The sequence below is a fragment of the Amycolatopsis sp. WGS_07 genome (genome assembly GCF_045278895.1).
GTDB lineage: Bacteria > Actinomycetota > Actinomycetes > Mycobacteriales > Pseudonocardiaceae > Amycolatopsis.
This window is the reverse complement of record NZ_CP136053.1, coordinates 1,673,353-1,690,397: the sequence shown is the minus strand read 5'-3', so window position 1 is coordinate 1,690,397 and position 17,045 is coordinate 1,673,353. Positions and strand designations below refer to the sequence as shown.

Sequence of the window (17,045 nt, the reverse complement as noted above, 5' to 3'; positions counted from 1 at the left end):
ACATACGAAGGTGGGGCGCATGATCCTGGTGACGGGTGCGAGCGGCAATGTGGGTTCGGCGCTGGTCACCCAGCTGCGCGCGGCCGGGGTGCCCTTCCGCGCCGCCTACCATTCCGCGGAGAAAGCCAGGAAAGCCGCCGCGGACGGAATCGACGCGGTCACCGTCGAAATGTCCGATCCGGCCACCGTGCAACCGGCGCTGGCCGGGGTGTCGAAGGTGTTCCTGCTGGGCGCGATGAGCCCTGGCCAGACCGGCAATGAGTCCAATGTGGTCGAAGCCGCGGTGTCCGCCGGGGTTTCGCACGTGGTCAAGCAGTCCCTGTGGCGGGCGGACGAGGAACTCACGCCGATCGCCCGGCTGCACCGTCCGGTCGAGCGGATGCTGGAAACGTCGCCGCTGTCCTGGACGTTTCTGCGGGCGAACTTCTACCTGCAGGCCTTCTCGGGCAACTGGGCCGCGACGATCCGGTCCGGGAATTTCTTCGCCAGCCCGCTGATCCGCGCGCGGATCGCGTTCGTGGACGCCGAAGACATCGCCCGCGTGGCGTTTCGCGCGCTGACCGAGGACGGTCACGAGCACAAGGCGTACGCGCTCACCGGCCCGGAAGCGCTGACCTACGACGAGGCCGCGGCGGTGCTGTCCGAGGTACTCGGCCGTCCGATCGCGTACCGGGGAATGTCCAACGAGCAAGCCCTTTCCGCGCTTGCCGAAGCCGGAATGTCCGCGTTTCACGCGAAGGCGCTGGTCGAGGTGTGCAACACGTACCTGGACGGCGGCGCGGAAACCGTGACTTCCACCGTCGAGGACGTCACCGGCCAGCGGCCGCGGAGCTTCCGCGAGTTCGTGACGGCGCACCGGCAGTGTTTCGAGTAAGCACGAGGTAGCTGAGCACGGCGGCGACGAGACTGAGCCCAGCCGTGACTAGGAAAACGTCCGCGAGTTCCGCCCTGCTGGTGTAAACGAGTCCGAGCACGGCGACGCCAAGGGTTTGGCCGAGCTGACGGAAAGTGGCCATGGCACCGGACGCCATCCCCGCGCGGTCCCGGGGCACCGAACTGAGGATCGCGGTGCTGGCGGCCGGTCCGGCGATGCCCATTCCGGCACCGGTCACGATCAGTCCGGGCAGGAGACTGAGCGAATCGCGGTCGAGCATTGCCCAGGCCAGCCCGCAGCCCGCGAAGGCAAGCAGGGCACCGATACCGAGGACGATACCCGGCGGTATGGCGTGCAGCCGCTTGCCGATCAGCATCGAGGAGACGAAAGAGGTCGCCGCCAGCGGAAGCAGCGCGAGCCCCGCCGCGGTCGGGCTGAGGTGCAGCACCGATTGCAGCCAGATCGAGGCGTAAATCAGGCAGGCGAAGACGGACGCGCTCGCGACGACCACGATCAGCACGGTCACAAAAGCCGCCCGGCGGAACAGCGTGAGGTCGAGCATCGGACGCGCGGCACGTCGTTCGACCATCCCGAAAACGGCCAGTGCCACGGCCGCGAGGACGAAGAAACCCAACGTGGGCACGGAAGTCCAGCTGTCCTCGGCCCGGATCAACGCGTAGACCAACGCACCGGAACCGACACCGAACGACAGCATGCCGCCGAAATCGATCCGGACGTCGGACGGCTGTTTCGGCGACTCGCTCAGGAATTTCCTGGTCAGCAGCAAGGTCAGCACGCTCAACGGCAGGTTGACGAGGAAGATCGCCTGCCAGCCCGCCCACTGGGTCAAAACGCCGCCGAGGAACGGCCCCGCCGCGCCGGCTCCGCCGAGCACCGCGGTCCAGACCCCGAACGCGGTGCCGCGCTCTTTGCCCTCATAACTGGCTCCCAGCAACGACATCGCGGCCACCATCATCGCCGCGCCGCCGATTCCCTGCACCGCTCGCGCTCCGATCAGCACCCCGGCATTCGGCGCGAGCGCGCACCCTAACGACGCCACGGCAAACACCGTGATTGAGCCGGCAAACACCTTGCGCTGCCCGAAAAGATCACCGATCGCCCCCGCGCTCAACGCGAGAACGGCGAGCACCAAGGTGTAGCTATTGACCACCCATTGCATGCTGGCCAGCGAGGCTCCCAGCCCTCGAGCCATCTCCGGCAACGCCACCGTCACGACAGTGGTGTCAACGATCAACATGAACGACCCGAGGCAGATCGCCGCCAACGGTCCCCATTTGCGCACAGCCGGTTCCTTTCTCTCGATCAGCTCCCGAAGAGTGATCGAGCCACGGCGTACACCTCAAGCAAACTGCCCTCCAATGACGGATACCGTCATCAGCTACCGTGAAGTGATGAAACCCGTCACGCTGGACTCCGTGGACCGCCAGCTGATCCACGCCCTCGACCTCGACGGCCGGGCCTCATTCGCGCGGATCGCGGACGTGCTCGGCGTTTCGGAGAACACCGTCGGCCGGCGCTACCGGCGGCTGCGGCAGGCCGGGGTGCTTCGAGTCGTCGGTGCGGTCGCCAGTGCGAAGCTGGGATACGCGCTTTGGACGGTCCGGTTCTCCTGTACACCCGGGTCCGGAATGCCGATCGCGGCGGCGCTGGCCAAGCGTCCGGACACGTTCTGGGTCCATTTGCTCTCCGGCGGCACGGAAATCGCGTGCACGACGCAGTCGTCCATCGCTGCGGAACCAGATGTGTTGCTGCTGGACAAACTCCCGCGAAGCAGCCGCATCACGTCCGTCTCCGCACATCAGATGCTGCGGGGATTCGCGCGCCCAGGCGGTCTATCGGCTTTGTCGGACAAGCAGATTGCCGAACTGCGAGTACCAGTCGATCCAGCTGAAGAGATCACTTTCGACGAAGCAGACGGCCGCCTCGTGCAGGTCCTGGCAGAGGACGGCCGTGCGGGCTACGGCGAACTCGCCGCAGCGTCCGGCCTCTCCGAATCGACCGCAAAGCGTCGGATCGAAGCCTTGCGCCAGGCTGGCGTGTTGTCGTATCAGCTGGACATTTCCCTCCGTACGCTGGGATTCCAGGCAGAGGCGCGGTTGTGGGTGGTCGTCCGCCCATCAGCGGTAGCATCGGTCGCGAAGGCCTTGGCGGAACACGAAGAGGTGCAGTTCGCCGCTGTCACCACCTGTCCAGCGAACCTGGTCGCCGCGATCGCCTGCCGTAACGCCGCGCACCTGTACGAGTATCTGACCGACCGAATCGGATCGCTGGACGGGATCCAGCAAATGGAAACCGCCCCCGTAGTCCGCACAGTGAAACGCAGCGGATCGCTTCTTCCGCTCTAACCGACCGCAGACTTATACGCAGCAAGAATCTCGGCCAACGACCCCTGCTGCTTAACCTGCCCCTCGTCCATCCACAGCGCGGTATCGCAAAACTCCGCGAGCAGTTCGTCGGAGTGATTCGCGAACACCAGAATCCCGGACCGTTTCACGAGATCCTTGAGCCGATCGCGCGCCTTGGCGAGAAACGCCGCGTCGACCGCGCCGAGCCCCTCGTCGAGCAGCAGGATCTCCGGATCGATCGTCGTCACCACCCCGAGCGCGAGCCGCACCCGCATGCCGGCCGAGTACGTGCGCAAGGGCAGGTGCAGATAGTCGCCAAGCTCGGTGAACTCCGCGATCTCCTCGACCCGCTTCGCCATCTGCCTGCGGCTCATCCCGAGAAACAGGCCCTGGACCAGGATGTTCTCCCGCCCGGACACCTCCGGATCCAGCCCTACCCCGAGATCGAACACCGGCGCGACCCGCCCCGTCACCCTCCGGACGCCCCGGGTCGGCTCGTAAATCCCGGACAGCAACCGCAGCAGCGTGGACTTCCCGGCCCCGTTGTGCCCGACCAGCCCGACCCGAGCCCCCTCCGCAAGCCGGAACGACACGTCCCGCAGCGCCTCGATCACCGGCACCCTCGCCCCGGTGCCGATCCTCCCGCCGACCTTCCCGAGCACGCGCTTCTTCAGCGACCGGGTCTTGGCGTCGAAGATCGGAAAGTCGACGTAGGCGCGGTGCACCTCGATGCTCACCATGGCCCCTCCCTCAATGTGAACCGAAATTACCATTCGCATCTGGTTCGGGTACCGTGCGGCAGGTGAGTCAGAACAGCGAGGGCTTCCGCCCGCCGCAACAAGCGCGCAGCCGGGCCTCGCTGCAGAAGGTGCTGACGGCCGCCGAACACGTGCTGGCAGAGCGCGGCCTGGAGTCGTTCACGATCGCCGAGGTCGCCTCTCGAGCGGGGATGTCGGTCGGCACGATCTATCGCCGCTTCGACGGCAAGGAGCAGCTGCTGTACGCGGTGAAGGATCAGCTGCTGACCCAGCTGGAAACCAACGTCCGGGACGCCCTCAGCTCGGCGTCCCCCGGCCTTCGCCCGACGTTCACCGCCTTCGTGTCTGCCCTAGCGCACACCTTCGCCGAGCACGACCGGATCTTCCCCGACCTGCTGGACGCCCAACGCTCCGACGGCCGAGACCGCGGCCTGGCCGCGCTGTCCGCGATCCAGGACGCCCTGCTGGAAGCCTTGTCACCTCGCCCGGCCGGTCTGGACATGGCCGCCCGAACGATCATCGGAGCTTGCATCCACCGGGCCGCGACCTGCCGTTTCTGGCCAGATGACCAGTCATGGACCAGGTGGGCCGAGGAGGCGGCGGAAATGGCACTGGCGTACCTGACTTCACCAGCCGCAGACCCGGCTCAGGCCACCGCTAGGATGTAGGCTGCAGCGCGTCAAGGCCCTCGTAGCTCAGGGGATAGAGCACGGCTCTCCTAAAGCCGGTGTCGCAGGTTCGAATCCTGCCGGGGGCACAGCAAGGATGGGAACGGGAGATGTCCGACATCTCTCCCGATTTTGTTTGTCCTGTCACCGAGCGGCGTCTTCGGGCAGATCCTCGGCCTGCACCAGTTCCGGCCACCGCGGCACTCGACGTCCGACCCGGGCCAGGAGCGGCTGCCAGCTCCAGCGAGCATTCGCTATGCCGCTGATCAAGCGCCGCTGATGTCTTCCGACGAGCGCGGATAGCTCCTGCCGTGGTGCTCCGCATAACGATTGGGTCACTGCCCGGAGGTGAGACCAGTACAGCGACGATGCTGATCGAATGTTGTTGGACATCGCTACCAACGTCATCGCAAACATCGTGTTCTGGCTCGGATTAGGCCTCGCAGTCGCAATGATGGCAAGGATCGCGCAACGGCGCTTCCGCAGCTTCTTCGGCTTGCACACGAATCAGCAATTGATCGTCTGCCTGTCTAACCTGTGGACCACCGCGACAAGTTCCCGCCCGCGAGGCTACTCTATTTCCTTGCATGAACTGCGCGCATCCGAGGCGATCACCCGCTTGTTCGGCTCGGCGTCCTTTCGCCTTCCGGATCTGGTCCGCGGTTTGGTCGACGCGATTTACCTGGGGCGTCACCGCTACGACTTCCGCAACAACGTGAGCCCCGCGTCAAGCGATGACCCCAAGCATTTCTCCGACCTGAGCGGCAACCTCATCGTGGTCGGCGCAGCCACCCGCAACAGCATCCGCGGACTGTATCTGCAGGAGAATCTGATAAGTCTCCGAATCTCCAACGAATACTCGGACACCGACGATCAGCGGCCGCCGCCCGAAATGAAGTACGTCGAGGTGCTCAACGGAGCAGGTCTCGGTCAACTGGTCACATCAGAATCCCTAGACCTCGCCGTAGTCGAAAAAATACACGACACCGCACGTGGCACGACGGTGATATTTTGCCTAGGGCGTCGAGGAGATACGACGTGGGCGGCGACTGAATACCTAGCCCGAAACTGGCGTTCCCTTCAACGGGAATTCGGCAGCAAACCGTTCGCTCTGTGCCTGGGTTTTCGCGACCCTGGCTACCAGTACGACTACCACACACCCCGTCGCCTGCTGACCCTGCGAGGCTGATCGAGACGACCACCGATCCGGACAGCTGCCGCCTGCGTGCTCACAAGCTCGACCAGCGAGAAGCCTGAAACGACGCTGGGTGAGTGGCATACCTGACACCGCAGACGATCTTGAGGGAGCCGAGACCAGTTGCCGGGTCGGGGACACTCGTGGTCCGTGCGGGTGGAGCTGGTTGTTCCCGCACCGCCGCCGGGGCAGCTGGCGCGACACTGGTTTCGTGTCGGAAGGGGCGGGTTTCCGCAACGAGACGAGTGGCGAGGTTCGCGGCACAGTGGTGCAGGCCGGGTCGATCGGTCAGTTGTCACTGGCCGGCACCGCGACGGGCACCGGAGGTTCGGTGCCTCGGCAGCTGCCGTCGGTGGTCCGGGATTTCACCGGCCGCGCGGAGCAGGTAGCGGCGCTGGACGCACTCCTGCCCGCGGAAGCCGAGCCCAGCAGTGACGGTGCCGTCGACGATGCGGGTACCGGCGGGTCGGTGGTGATCTCGGCCGTGGACGGCGCGGCGGGGATCGGGAAGACGACGCTGGCGGTCTGGTGGGCGCATCGCGTGCAGCACCTCTTTCCCGACGGCACCCTGCACACGAACCTGCGTGGCTACGGTCCGGGTGATCCCGCCAGCCCGGGCGAGGTGCTGGAAGGGTTCCTGCGAGCGCTGGGGCTGCCGGGCGAGCGGATCCCGACGGGCACGGCGGAGAAGGCCGCGACGTTCCGGTCATTGCTGGCGGGGCGGCGGGTACTGATGGTGCTGGACAACGCCAATGCCGCGGAGCAGGTGCGGCCTCTGCTGCCGGGGACGGCCGGATGCGTGGTGGTGGTGACCAGCCGGGACCGGCTGACCGGGCTGGTGGTGACCGAGGGCGCGGCCAGGCTCACCCTGGATCTGCTCAGCGAGCCGGAGGCGATCACGCTGGCGAGCGGGATCGTGGGTCAGGACCGCGCGGCCGCCGAGCCGGACGCGGTCCGGGAGCTGGTCCGGTGCTGCGGGCGGCTGCCGCTGGCGGTGCGGATCGCCGCCGGCTACGCGTCCGGGCCGGACACCACGGTGGCCGAGGTGATCGCGGAGATGGCGGACGAGCGCTACCGACTGGACGTCCTGTCGCGGGAGGGGGACGAACGGGCGGCGGTGCGCGCGGTGTTCGACTGGTCGTACCAGCAGCTGGACGACGAACGAGCGCGGGTGTTCCGGCGGCTGGGGCTGCACCCCGGGCCGGAGTTCTGTGCCGAAGCGGCCGCCGCTGTCACCGGCCTGGATTTGCCCGGGGCTCGCTGGGTGCTGGGCGCGCTCGCCGCCGCGCATCTGATCGAACCCGTGCGACGGGGCCGGTACCGGTTGCACGACCTGCTGCGAGCCTACGCATCCCACCGCGCCGAAACCGACGACCCGCCCGAGCACCGCGAGCAGGCACGCGAGCGGATGTGGCAGTGGTACGCCCACCACGCCAAAACCGCCCACCAGGTCCTGTTTCCCGCACACTGCGGCTGGCGTCCAGCGCTGAACCTGGAAGTCCGTGCCGATCCGCGGATCGAGTTTCCCGACGCCGCACGGGCCTGGGCGTGGATTGAGAGCGAACAGGACAACCTGGTGGCTGTGGCCCGCGACACCGACCGGCACGGCCGCATCCCGCTCACCATCCTGCTCGCCACCGCCGCGGCGGGGTTCCTGTATCGGCTGGGGCGGCAGAAGAGACAGCTCGACCTTTCGCGCATTGCGCTGGCCGCTGCCCGCCGCGGCGGAGATCGCACCGTCGAAGCCCACGCTCTCCTGGACCTGGGCACCACGCATTGGACGGTGAGGCAGTTGCGAGAGGCCCACAACGCCTCACTGGAAGGACTTGGTTTGGCCTGTGACCTCGGCAATCGGGAACTGCAGGCATGGGCGCTCAACGACCTCGGTTTGGTGCTGCTGGAACAGGGGCAGCACGCGCAGGCGAGGGACCGCTTCCTGGCAGCGCTCCCACTGGCATCGGGTTCTCAGAGGGGGCGACTGGAAGGGGTGGTCGAGGGCAATCTCAGCGACCTTTGCACCGGGCTGGGGGACTACCAGCAGGGCCTGCGGCACGCTGAACGCAGTCTTTCCCTCCGTCGGACCGCCCACGACGACCAGGGAAAACCCTTCGCGTTACACCAGATCGCGCGGGCCCGACAGGGCCTAGGAGATCTCCGGGAGGCAATCGCGCAGTGCGAGAACGCTCTCGCCATCGAACCCCACCACCGCATTCCCCAAGACACTGCCGGGATCCTGGACACTCTCGGTGCCTGCCTGCGCGACACCGGCCACATCGACCGGGCCAAGTCCTGCTGGCGCGACGCGCTGGCCCTCTACGACCAATACGGCCATCCCCGCGCCGACGACCTCCGCACAAGCCTGCGCGCGCTGGACACCACTCGCCACCCGTAACCCGCCACTGGCAACACGGCCAGCCGATGGCCAGGCCCCAGACCGGGATACCCAGAAGACGTCCCCTGTCGATTCGCAAGATCGCCGACAACGTCAAGGGCACGCGAACCGTCGACAAGAGCACCAGCGAATCTCTCGCCCGTGGCCCGCCAGCTCATCTCGCATCTGCCGAGCACTGCAATAGAACGGTTCACGACACCGAACCCGAAGACCAGGCCCGAACAGTCCCGTTCTCGCCATCTGGACCTGCCTTTGGACCCCACCTCGGCCGGGCACCGGCACGAAGAGTTCGAGCGGACGGGACAAAGCTCGCCTCAACTACCAACGTCCCGGTGAAGATTCCCTGGCCAGACCCGTTCCCATCCTTTGGCAGCCCTGCCGGGGGCACACTCTCACAGGTCAGGCCGGATTCGAGCAGGGAAGTTCGAACTCGGAAGGCCCCGGAATCGTTGCATCTACTCGTACGCGGCGCGACGGACTCCCATAGGCTCGCCAGTAGTTCAAGGGGACTGCACGCCCCGACGTCAGTGCCGCGCCACCTTTGTCGCTGCGGCGAGAGCATGCCTGCTGCTCAGCCCGAGGGCGTGCCTCGTTTCTTGGCAGCGGGGAGCAGATGACAGCCGAGGTCGAGGCCGAGGCTGGTGTTCTGCGCGGTGCCGAACGAAATTCCCCTTCGTCGGCGATGTTGTGGAACATGGCGTCGTGCGAGCCGGGCGCGTCGTGCAGCCGTTGCGGGCGTGGGTCGAATCCGTAGCGCTGCGCGACGGTACCGATGATGGTCAGCGCCTTCTCGTAATCGGCGTCCGGCAGGTTTCCGGGAACCCTGTGATCTCCCAGGCTTTCGCTCTCTCCGTCATTGCCGACGCCGGGGAACCGGGCACCGCACGCCGCCCGTGAGCCGGGGTTGTTCTCGCTGAGTTTCCAAGGAGACAGTTTGGGGATGGCAGCGGTTAGCGCCTGGCGCAGTTCCGCGTCGAGTTGCCGGTATTGCTGGCGGGCTTGGTCGCTGTCGGGCAGCCGCATCAAGGCCGCCCAGACTTCTTCCGGGTCTCGGTCCACTTTGTCTCCTGGGAAGGGCGACTTCTCGACGCTGCACCCGGCCAAGGCGAGGGCGAGCAACGCCACGGCAAGAAACGCCGGTGTTCGGGTCATCGGGGACCGTCGGCGTAGACAGTGCCCTTGTACTGGGCGAGGTCGGCATGTCCGGTGGTGATGGCGGCCATGTTGTACATACTCGTCGACTGGGCGTCGAGGTAGCCGGAGTGGCCTTCGGCCGCGTTGCGGGGGCCAGCTTCGGTGATGCTGGCGTCGGTGGACATTTGGTGATAGCTGCTCGCGTCCGGGCTGAAGTACGGGCTGGGGCCGAGCGCGCCGGTGTTGCCGTAATTCGGGACGAGCGTGTCTCCGGAGTCTTGCTCGGCGAAAAGGTGCCCCTCCGGAACTTTGAGATGGTCGGTGCCCTGGCCGGGAGAGCCGAACAGCATCGCGTCCTGCACCGGGGTGTCGTGGCCGAGGGCGTAGCCGGTGGTGGTTGACCCGTAGCTGTGCCCGAGCGCGGTCAGGTGCAGCGGCGTGTTCGACGCCTCATGCCCGGCACCGATCCCGTTGTAGAACTTCGCCAGGCTCTCGCCGCCCGCTCTGGCCGCGTCCGGAGTCAGCACCGACTGACTGGGGTCGGCGATCCCATCCCACTGCGGAGCCTGGTAGCCGATCCAGGTCACTGTCGCCGTCGGACCTCCGCCATAGCGATCGTCCATCCGTCCGGCCTCCTTTTTGAGGTCGTCCATGTTCCGGTCGTAGTTTCCAAGATCGCCGTTGACTGACGTGGTGAATCCCGGTGTGAACACCGCGACGTTGCGAGCGGTGTCGATGTTCCCGACAGCGATGGCTGCTTCAACGCGGGGCTTGCTCGCATCGAGGTACAACAGCTGTCGCCCGCCTTTGTCCATCGTCGCCTGGACTGAGTCCAGAGACGCGATCTTGGTGCCCAGCGTTTCCAGCTGGTTGCTCAGCTCGTGGTACTCCCGCTGCTGTGCCGGGTCGCTGCGTTTCACCCCGTCCAACCGGTGCCGCAGGTCCTCTCGCTCGCGTTGCAGGTCGGCGCGCTGCTGGTGGAGCACTGCTCGGTTCGCGGTGTCCCGGACCGAGCCTGGCAAGCCGTCCATGGCCCCGATCGCGCCCGGCCGGTCCCGGAGCAGGATGTCCCGGCCCGCTGGGGACAGGGTCGCCCACCAGGCGGCGTTCTGGGCCGGAGTCGCGCCCGCCGGCGGTTCGGGCAGAGTCAAACCGGGGCCTTTCAGCCCGTCGGCGGCCGCGGCGGCGACGGTGGACTCGTCGCCGGTGCCGAACTGGCCCGCCGCGGCCCGGTCCAGCACCGTGGCGAGATCGGCGTCGATGTCGTTGGCGGTGCGCAGGATCTGCGCGACGTCGTCGGTCAGCTGCGCCTGTGCCCGGGCCCGGTCTTCGGGGTGCAGCTCGGGTGGCGGCTGGTCCGCGTAGACGCAGACGATCGCGCCGTCGGCGGTGATCGCGAACCCGTACTTGCGGGCCAGTTCGTCGGCGTTCTTCACCGCAGCCTGAACACCGAGGATCGCATCAGCGGCCTGCCCGACCGCCTTGCCTAGGGCCGCGGCGCCGGCCGCGATGCTGTCCAGGCCGCGCATGTGCGCTCGGTGCTGGTCGGCGGCGCTGTCGGCGGCAGGACCGGTCCAGCCCTCGACGGGCATGACCTTGCCGTAGTCGTCGCCGTCGTTGATCAGGATCTGTGTCCGGGCCCGCAGCGTCGAGCAGATCTCGTCCAACGCGCCGGGGTTCCAGGCGCGGACATCGGCCAGCGACACCATCAGCGCGGTGCCCGCATCCCCGGCGCGGACGGGAAAACCCCTGCCGCCGCGTGGTCGCCGCGTTCATACCGACCGGCTGCATCGCCGAGGTGCTCGCCGAAGCGCTGTGCCTGAGCGCACCACTGCGCGAATGTCGCAGACAAGGACGCCCGGCAGTTCCCGGCTGCGGCCTCGGCTTTACCGCCCCGCACTGCTCCGCCGATCCGTCCTACCGGTTCGGCGCAGTCCGCCTCGCGCAGCCTGCCCACTTTCTCCCTAGCCGCACCGCCCGCCGCTCTCAACGCGTCCGGCACCGTTCTGAACCCCATCAGACCCCTCCCGTAGTCGGCCTGTCACGCTACGGGTGCAAGGACGGCTAGATCAACCTTGCTACCCCCGAACGGGGCACCTACCTGCGCAAACCGGGTGCACCTACTCTCCAGGACCTACGTAGAACTGCTCAATTCCGCTCAGGTCCTGCGCTATGCGACACCGTGCTGAAGCCTGCTGCGGGAAAACGTCCGGCGACGATTTTCAGGTTATGCCGACCGGAGAGCGATCCATTCTGCCTGTGCTGATCGTCCGGCAACCCGACGGCTTCAGCGCGGTTGCGGGTGACAGTCGCTGGAATCGCGGCCGGATGCATCAGGCGACGGGACGGTGAGACCACTATCGATCACCAACGCCGAATGCCGCCCCGTATGATCCACAAAAGCCGGACCATTGAAGTGACTTTCCATGACAGTCTGGCTGGGTGGCATTCCGTCCTGTTTGTACGCCGATGAACGGGAATGCGGACAGCACGATCGGCAGGACGACTGCCGGTCCAGCCGTCGGGACGATGGAGCTGCATGGGCCGAAGCCAGGGTGCACGCCTCCGCCTCCGGGCCATGCGATGAGGGACTGCGAGCGTCCGCTGCCATGACCTGTCGGCTTGCCCGGATGAACGATTGCCAACGAGGGATCACGTCTGCGACAGTGGTATCTCGGTCTGAGGTGAACGACTCGGGCATCTGGGCTGGGGGAAACAGTGTCAGATTCAGTGTCGCTTGATGCGTTGATACTTGCCGGCTCGCCGCGGCTTGACGGGGAGGACTCTAAGCACGTCGAATTGCTCGCCGGCGCGGGTGCGCGGCTGCCGCCGGTTCTGGTGCATCGGTCAACTATGCGGGTGATCGATGGGACCCACCGAATCCTCGCTGCTCGTCGGCGTGGAGACACGGAAATCGCGGTTAAGTACTTCGAGGGCACGGATTTCGAAGCATTCGTGCAGTCCGTACAGTCGAATGTGCGGCATGGGCTTCCGCTTACCCGAGCAGATCGCGAGGCGGCGGTCTTGCGGATTCTGGAGTCGCAACCGGCGTGGTCCGATCGGGCTATCGCCGACGTGACCGGGCTGAGCGCGCCGACGGTGGGGGCGATCCGAAGCCGTGCGACTGGCAATTCCTCTCAGTCGCACACGCGGATCGGCAAAGACGGCAGGGTGCGGCCGCTGAACACCGCGGAAGGGCGGCGGGCAGCTGCCAAGATCATCGCGGAACGGCCGGATGCTCCGTTGCGTGAGATCGCGAGCACGGCCGGAATCTCGACGGGAACGGCTCGCGATGTCCGTGATCGGCTGCGGCGCGGTGACGACCCGGTGCCGATCAAGTATGCGAAGAACAGGGTGATCCCGGGGCCGTCTCGGCAGCGTTCGACCGGTCCGGACTTGCAGGGCCTGCGCAAGGATCCTTCCTTGCGGTTCAACGCCGTCGCGCGGACCTTACTGCAATGGCTCAGTATCTGCGACATCAATGACGACCAGCGGAACAATCTCATTCAGGGTCTTCCTGAATACCGCCGAGACAACTTCGCCGAACTCGCCTTGGTGTGTGCTGAACGGTGGAAAAACCTTGCCGAGGAACTGAGGCAGCCGAATCGCAATACCGGGTAGTGTCTGTTCTGGGGGTACGCGATTAATCGTATCGGCCCGCGCGTCGGACCGCAACCAGGCGTTTAACTGGCCGTGGGCTGCGCCGACGTCCAGGCTGGCGCTGGCCTCAGTCAAAGGCGCTCATTAAATGGGATAGAAAGCCGATACAAACGAGGTGCCACAGGCGACTTCTGAGTTCTGGATTTCAGAACTGTACCGCGCTTGTCGTTCATGACCGAAGAGCCCGGCCGTGCGTCGGGCTTTTCGTTGTGCGCCAACAGGTTTGACCGGATGGTGCAGTCGTGCGCGGTCGGTTATTTTCCGCTTAGTCAACGAGAACTGTTGCCCAGTGTGTTTGATGTCCGCTACGTTCTAGAGCCATGATCTCTCAAGGTCTACCGGGGGCGGCCCAGTGATGGCCCCAAGCGTTTCCGATTCGCCTGTCTACGAGGTTTTCGCTCTGCGCTACGCCTCGCACTACGGCCGTAAGAGCGCTGCCAACTTTCTCGGCGTGGACCCGTTTCACGAGGCGGACATGCCGCTGGACTTCTTTGTCTGGCTGATTCGCGGGCAAGGGCGCACCGTGCTGGTCGACACCGGTTTCACGGCTGAAACCGCTGTCCGGCGTGAGCGGCACTACCACTCGCATCCGCTCGACCTGCTGGGACGCTTGGGTGTCACCGCGAACGACGTCAGCGACGTCATCGTGACGCACATGCATTATGACCACGCTGGGAACATCTCCGCATTTCCTGGCGCGCAGGTCCATATGCAAACCGCTGAGATGCGGTTTTGCACCGGGCCTAGCATGCGACATCAGCAATTGCGAAAGACCTACGAGGCCGACGACGTGGCTGCCGCCGTGCAGAGCCTGTACGAGGGCCGGCTGAACTTCGTCGAGGGAGACCAGGAGATCGCGCCAAGCATCTCTGTGCACCTGTGCGGCGGTCATACCAAAGGGCTGCAGTTCGTCACGGTCGCCACCGCGCGCGGGGAGATCATCCTCGCCAGCGATGCCGTGCACTATTACGAGAATCTGCGTCGGGGAATTCCCTTCCAGAGCTTTGTCGACCTGGAGGAGTATCTCGACGCCTACGAGCGTATCGCGGCCCGCGCCAAGAGCCTGGACCACATCATCCCGGGGCACGATCCGTTGGTGCGGACCGCTTTTCCCTCCTCCCCGCTCAGTCCGGACATCGCGATGGTGCACACCGCCCCGGTCGCCAGCCTGGCTTTCGAAGACTCGCGCGCGGACGCGGCCAATGTCTAGCTTCCGGCTCGCCATCATCGGCGGCGGCCCCCGGGCGCTCACCATCCTTGAGCGGCTGGTGGAGCATCGCGCGCGGCTGCCGCACGACGTAAGCCTTGACGTGCTGGTGATTGATCCTGGAAACCTCGGCGAGGGAAGCCATCCCACGGATCAGCCCAGCCATCTTCTGATCAACACGCTCGCGTCTCAGGTCACGGTGCGCCCGCCGGTGAGTGCGGTCGGAGATGACAGCACGCCATCGGTGCTCGACTGGGCCGTCAAACAGGGCAATAGCGCGGAGATGACCCACCTTCCGCGCGTCGTCCTCGGCGAGTACCTGGCGGCCTTCGGCCGTGAGATCGTCTCCGCGTTGCCTCTCAATATCCAGGTCCAGCACGTGCGTGCACGGGCGCTTGACGTGCGGTTCGAGAACGATGCGTACGCGATTGATCTCGACAACGGGCAGACAGTTTTTGCTCGCTATTCCGTGCTCGCCATGGGGCACGGCCAACGCGTGCCGACAGACGAGGATCGGCGGCTGGCTGCCTTCGCGCAAGATAACCGAGCCGCGAATCCGCATCTCGCTTACTTCGCGTCTCCCTATCCCATCAGTAAGCTGGACACGATCGCGAGCCAGGCGCGGGTGGCGGTCCAGGGGCTCGGTCTTACTGCGCACGATGTGGTCTCCGCGCTGACCTTGGGCCGTGGTGGCACGTACCGGACTGAGCAGGGCAAGTTGGTGTACAAAGCCTCCGGACGCGAGCCGCGGCTCTGGCTCTGCTCTCGTCAGGCACTGCCTTTCGCAGCCCGCGGGATCAACCAGAAAGGGCAGACTGGACGCCACATCTGCCAGTTCTTCACACCGCAGGCAGTGGCCAAACTTCGTGCCGACGCCATGGCGCGGGGCGATGCGCGGATCGACTTCAAGGCTGACCTTCTCCCGCTGCTCATTACTGAAATGGCCTATGCCTACCGGATGGCCGAAAGCGACGAGCAGGTCGACGCATCCGGCTTCACGCCGACGCCCGAGGAAACTCGGTTGATCCGGAAGATCCTGTGGCCGCTGGAAGACGAGCACTTCAGCTCGCCGGCCGAGTTTCGCCAGTGGTTCCTGACGCTCATGACCAACGATCTCAGCGAAGCGTATCGGGGAAACCTCACAAGCGGTGTCAAGGCCGCGACGGACGTCCTGCGGGATTCTCGCGAGGGGTTCCGCGCAGCGGTGGAGTACGGCGGCTTGACCCCGGCCTCGCATCGTTATTTCGTCGAGCAGTTCGACCCGATCGTGAACCGGGTTACCTTTGGCCCTCCGTTGCGCCGCAATGAAGAATGGCTGGCTCTGTTCGAGGCTGGGATCCTCGAAGTCGCCGGCGGTGCTGCCAGCAGGATTGAGACGCCGGATAACAACTACCGGATCTCACTCGACTTCCCGGACGGTCCAGTAAAGATCGCCGCTGATGTGGTAATTTCTTCAAGGCTCGACAAGTACTCGCCCTGTACTGACTCGTCTCCACTGTCCGCGAACCTTGTGCGGCGCGGTGTGATCCGGCCGTTTATGAACGGGGATTACCATCCGTCCGGGATCGACATCGACGAGAACCTGCGGGTGAAAAAGGCTGACGGCCGAGTGCACTCCAGGATGTGGGCCGTCGGGTACGTGGTCGAAGGCCCGCATTTCTACACCCATGCCTTGCCGCGGCCGGGAATTATGTCGAGACAGACCGTCGACGCCGAACGGATCGTGCTCGGAATTTTCGACGACATCGCCACAGTTGGTCCTACCCGCTCGACGGCTACGCCTGATATTCGTTCGGAGGCAGTCCGATGACCAGCAGCACCTACATAGCCGATCTTACCTTTGAAGGGTATCTGCAAGAGATCCGCACGAAGTACCCCAGGCTGTACGAACTGCTCGACCCGGAACGCATCGAGGCCGACGCGATCGAGGACTACCTCAAGGAACTCAACACGTTGTCCTGGGAGTTCGAAGATCAGGACACGGGAGGCCGCGGGCAGGCTTGGAGCCAAGCGCAGAACAGTTCGAACAGCCGGCGGGTCGGCATGGTGAGCCTCCTGGAGCGGTTCTCTCGCGACACCCCCGGACCAGACCTTCGGGTGCTTGATGTCCTGGGCGGCAGCGGCACCGTAGCGCGGCTGGCGGCGACTCTCGGAAACGATGCTCCTACCGTGTTCACGGCTGATATCTCGAACCTGATGATCAGCTCGTGCCGGGCAGGGGAGTTGCCCTATATTCGCCAGTCCGCGGCCAGGAGCCTGTTTCGAGACGACTCATTGGACGGCGTTCTCATTGGCTACGGCACGCAACTCCTGAGCCCGGAAGTGCGGCAGTTGGCCGTCGCGGAGTCATATCGCACGCTCAAGCCCGGCGCCCGGCTCGTGGTGCACGCATTCGAGGCCGGCGAAGGTGCTGCGCGGTTCTTCGACGATGTTGTGCATCCGTATTCGCGCACGGGCCATCCCCACAAACACCTCACTCGGGAGGAAATCAGCAACCTATTCGCGGATGCTGGCTTTCCCGAGGTGGAAATCCATGATATGAATGACCCGTTTATCCTGGAGGCGCAGACGGCTGAGGAAGCAAAGCGCAACGCGCTCATGCATTTATACCGCGCCTACGATCTCTGCAAGATCTCCGGTTCGCAGCAGGACATCGAGGCGAGTCTTGAACCTCTCGTCGAGGAGACGCTCGGGCCGATCTCGGTCCGACGCGAGCAAGAGCATTACATCGCGGAAGTCCCGCGCACCGCTCTGGCGGCAGTTGGCGTCAAGGCGTAGTGCCTGACAAGAA

The 17,045-nt window shown here is 65.5% G+C and carries 14 protein-coding genes and 1 tRNA gene; 10 read left to right on the top strand and 5 right to left on the bottom strand.

The annotated features are described in order from the left end of the window. Positions 1-19: 19 nt before the first annotated feature. Entirely contained in the window at positions 20-874 is an 855-nt protein-coding gene (locus tag RPX00_RS07695) for an SDR family oxidoreductase (RefSeq protein WP_406638770.1), read from the top strand. Here the strand turns inward: RPX00_RS07695 and RPX00_RS07690 are convergent. After that, positions 810-2,132: an MFS transporter gene (locus RPX00_RS07690; RefSeq protein WP_406638769.1), complete on the bottom strand. Its 1,323-nt coding sequence runs from the start codon at positions 2,130-2,132 to the stop codon at positions 810-812. The two genes, RPX00_RS07695 and RPX00_RS07690, sit on opposite strands and share 65 nt — an antisense overlap. On the opposite strand from RPX00_RS07690, the gene RPX00_RS07685 reads away from it, so the two are divergent. Next, the gene (locus RPX00_RS07685) at positions 2,053-3,240 is read left to right on the top strand and encodes an Lrp/AsnC family transcriptional regulator (protein WP_406638768.1); all 1,188 of its coding nucleotides are present in this window, start codon (positions 2,053-2,055) and stop codon (positions 3,238-3,240) included. The genes RPX00_RS07690 and RPX00_RS07685 overlap by 80 nt on opposite strands. On the opposite strand, the gene RPX00_RS07680 is transcribed toward RPX00_RS07685, so the two are convergent. Next, positions 3,237-3,980 (bottom strand): ABC transporter ATP-binding protein, encoded by a 744-nt coding sequence (locus RPX00_RS07680; RefSeq protein WP_406638767.1) that lies wholly within the window; start codon positions 3,978-3,980, stop codon positions 3,237-3,239. The genes RPX00_RS07685 and RPX00_RS07680 overlap by 4 nt on opposite strands. 62 nt (positions 3,981-4,042) lie before the next feature. Here RPX00_RS07680 and RPX00_RS07675 point away from each other — a divergent pair, with 62 nt between their 5' ends. The 4 genes from RPX00_RS07675 to RPX00_RS07660 all read left to right on the top strand — a co-directional run bounded on the left by RPX00_RS07675 (position 4,043) and on the right by RPX00_RS07660 (position 8,253). After that, positions 4,043-4,666, top strand: coding sequence for a TetR/AcrR family transcriptional regulator (locus RPX00_RS07675; protein WP_406638766.1), 624 nt, complete (start codon positions 4,043-4,045; stop codon positions 4,664-4,666). Between the two features lie 16 nt (positions 4,667-4,682). Continuing rightward, positions 4,683-4,755 (top strand) — tRNA-Arg (locus RPX00_RS07670). Between the two features lie 290 nt (positions 4,756-5,045). Beyond that, the gene (locus RPX00_RS07665) at positions 5,046-5,855 is read left to right on the top strand and encodes a hypothetical protein (protein WP_406638765.1); all 810 of its coding nucleotides are present in this window, start codon (positions 5,046-5,048) and stop codon (positions 5,853-5,855) included. A 217-nt stretch (positions 5,856-6,072) separates the two neighbouring features. Then, positions 6,073-8,253: an ATP-binding protein gene (locus tag RPX00_RS07660; RefSeq protein ID WP_406638764.1), complete on the top strand. Its 2,181-nt coding sequence runs from the start codon at positions 6,073-6,075 to the stop codon at positions 8,251-8,253. Positions 8,254-8,652: 399 nt separating this feature from the next. Here RPX00_RS07660 and RPX00_RS07655 read toward each other — a convergent pair whose 3' ends face one another. The 3 genes from RPX00_RS07655 to RPX00_RS07645 are packed head-to-tail and all read right to left on the bottom strand — an operon-like array spanning position 8,653 to position 11,404. Beyond that, positions 8,653-9,405 carry an LppA family lipoprotein gene (locus tag RPX00_RS07655; protein WP_406638763.1) on the bottom strand — a complete coding sequence of 251 codons (753 nt, stop codon included), beginning with the start codon at positions 9,403-9,405 and terminating at the stop codon, positions 8,653-8,655. Beyond that, complete coding sequence (locus tag RPX00_RS07650) at positions 9,402-11,096, bottom strand: alpha/beta hydrolase (protein WP_406638762.1); 1,695 nt, start codon at positions 11,094-11,096, stop codon at positions 9,402-9,404. Before RPX00_RS07650 ends, RPX00_RS07655 begins: the two co-directional genes overlap by 4 nt. After that, positions 11,096-11,404, bottom strand: a complete 309-nt coding sequence (locus RPX00_RS07645; RefSeq protein ID WP_406638761.1) for a hypothetical protein — start codon at positions 11,402-11,404, stop codon at positions 11,096-11,098. The genes RPX00_RS07650 and RPX00_RS07645 overlap by 1 nt, the downstream gene beginning before the upstream one ends. Before the next feature lie 713 nt (positions 11,405-12,117). On the opposite strand from RPX00_RS07645, the gene RPX00_RS07640 reads away from it, so the two are divergent. The 4 genes from RPX00_RS07640 (at position 12,118) to RPX00_RS07625 (ending at position 17,032) form a co-directional block, all read left to right on the top strand. Further along, the gene (locus RPX00_RS07640; RefSeq protein ID WP_406638760.1) at positions 12,118-13,008 is read left to right on the top strand and encodes a ParB/RepB/Spo0J family partition protein; all 891 of its coding nucleotides are present in this window, start codon (positions 12,118-12,120) and stop codon (positions 13,006-13,008) included. Positions 13,009-13,498: 490 nt separating this feature from the next. After that, positions 13,499-14,257, top strand: coding sequence for an N-acyl homoserine lactonase family protein (locus RPX00_RS07635; RefSeq protein WP_406638759.1), 759 nt, complete (start codon positions 13,499-13,501; stop codon positions 14,255-14,257). Next, positions 14,250-16,064 (top strand): FAD/NAD(P)-binding protein, encoded by a 1,815-nt coding sequence (locus tag RPX00_RS07630; RefSeq protein ID WP_406638758.1) that lies wholly within the window; start codon positions 14,250-14,252, stop codon positions 16,062-16,064. Before RPX00_RS07635 ends, RPX00_RS07630 begins: the two co-directional genes overlap by 8 nt. Then, a complete protein-coding gene (locus RPX00_RS07625) occupies positions 16,061-17,032 on the top strand; it encodes a class I SAM-dependent methyltransferase (protein ID WP_406638757.1) in 972 nt (323 codons plus the stop codon). The genes RPX00_RS07630 and RPX00_RS07625 overlap by 4 nt, the downstream gene beginning before the upstream one ends. Positions 17,033-17,045 lie beyond the last annotated feature (13 nt).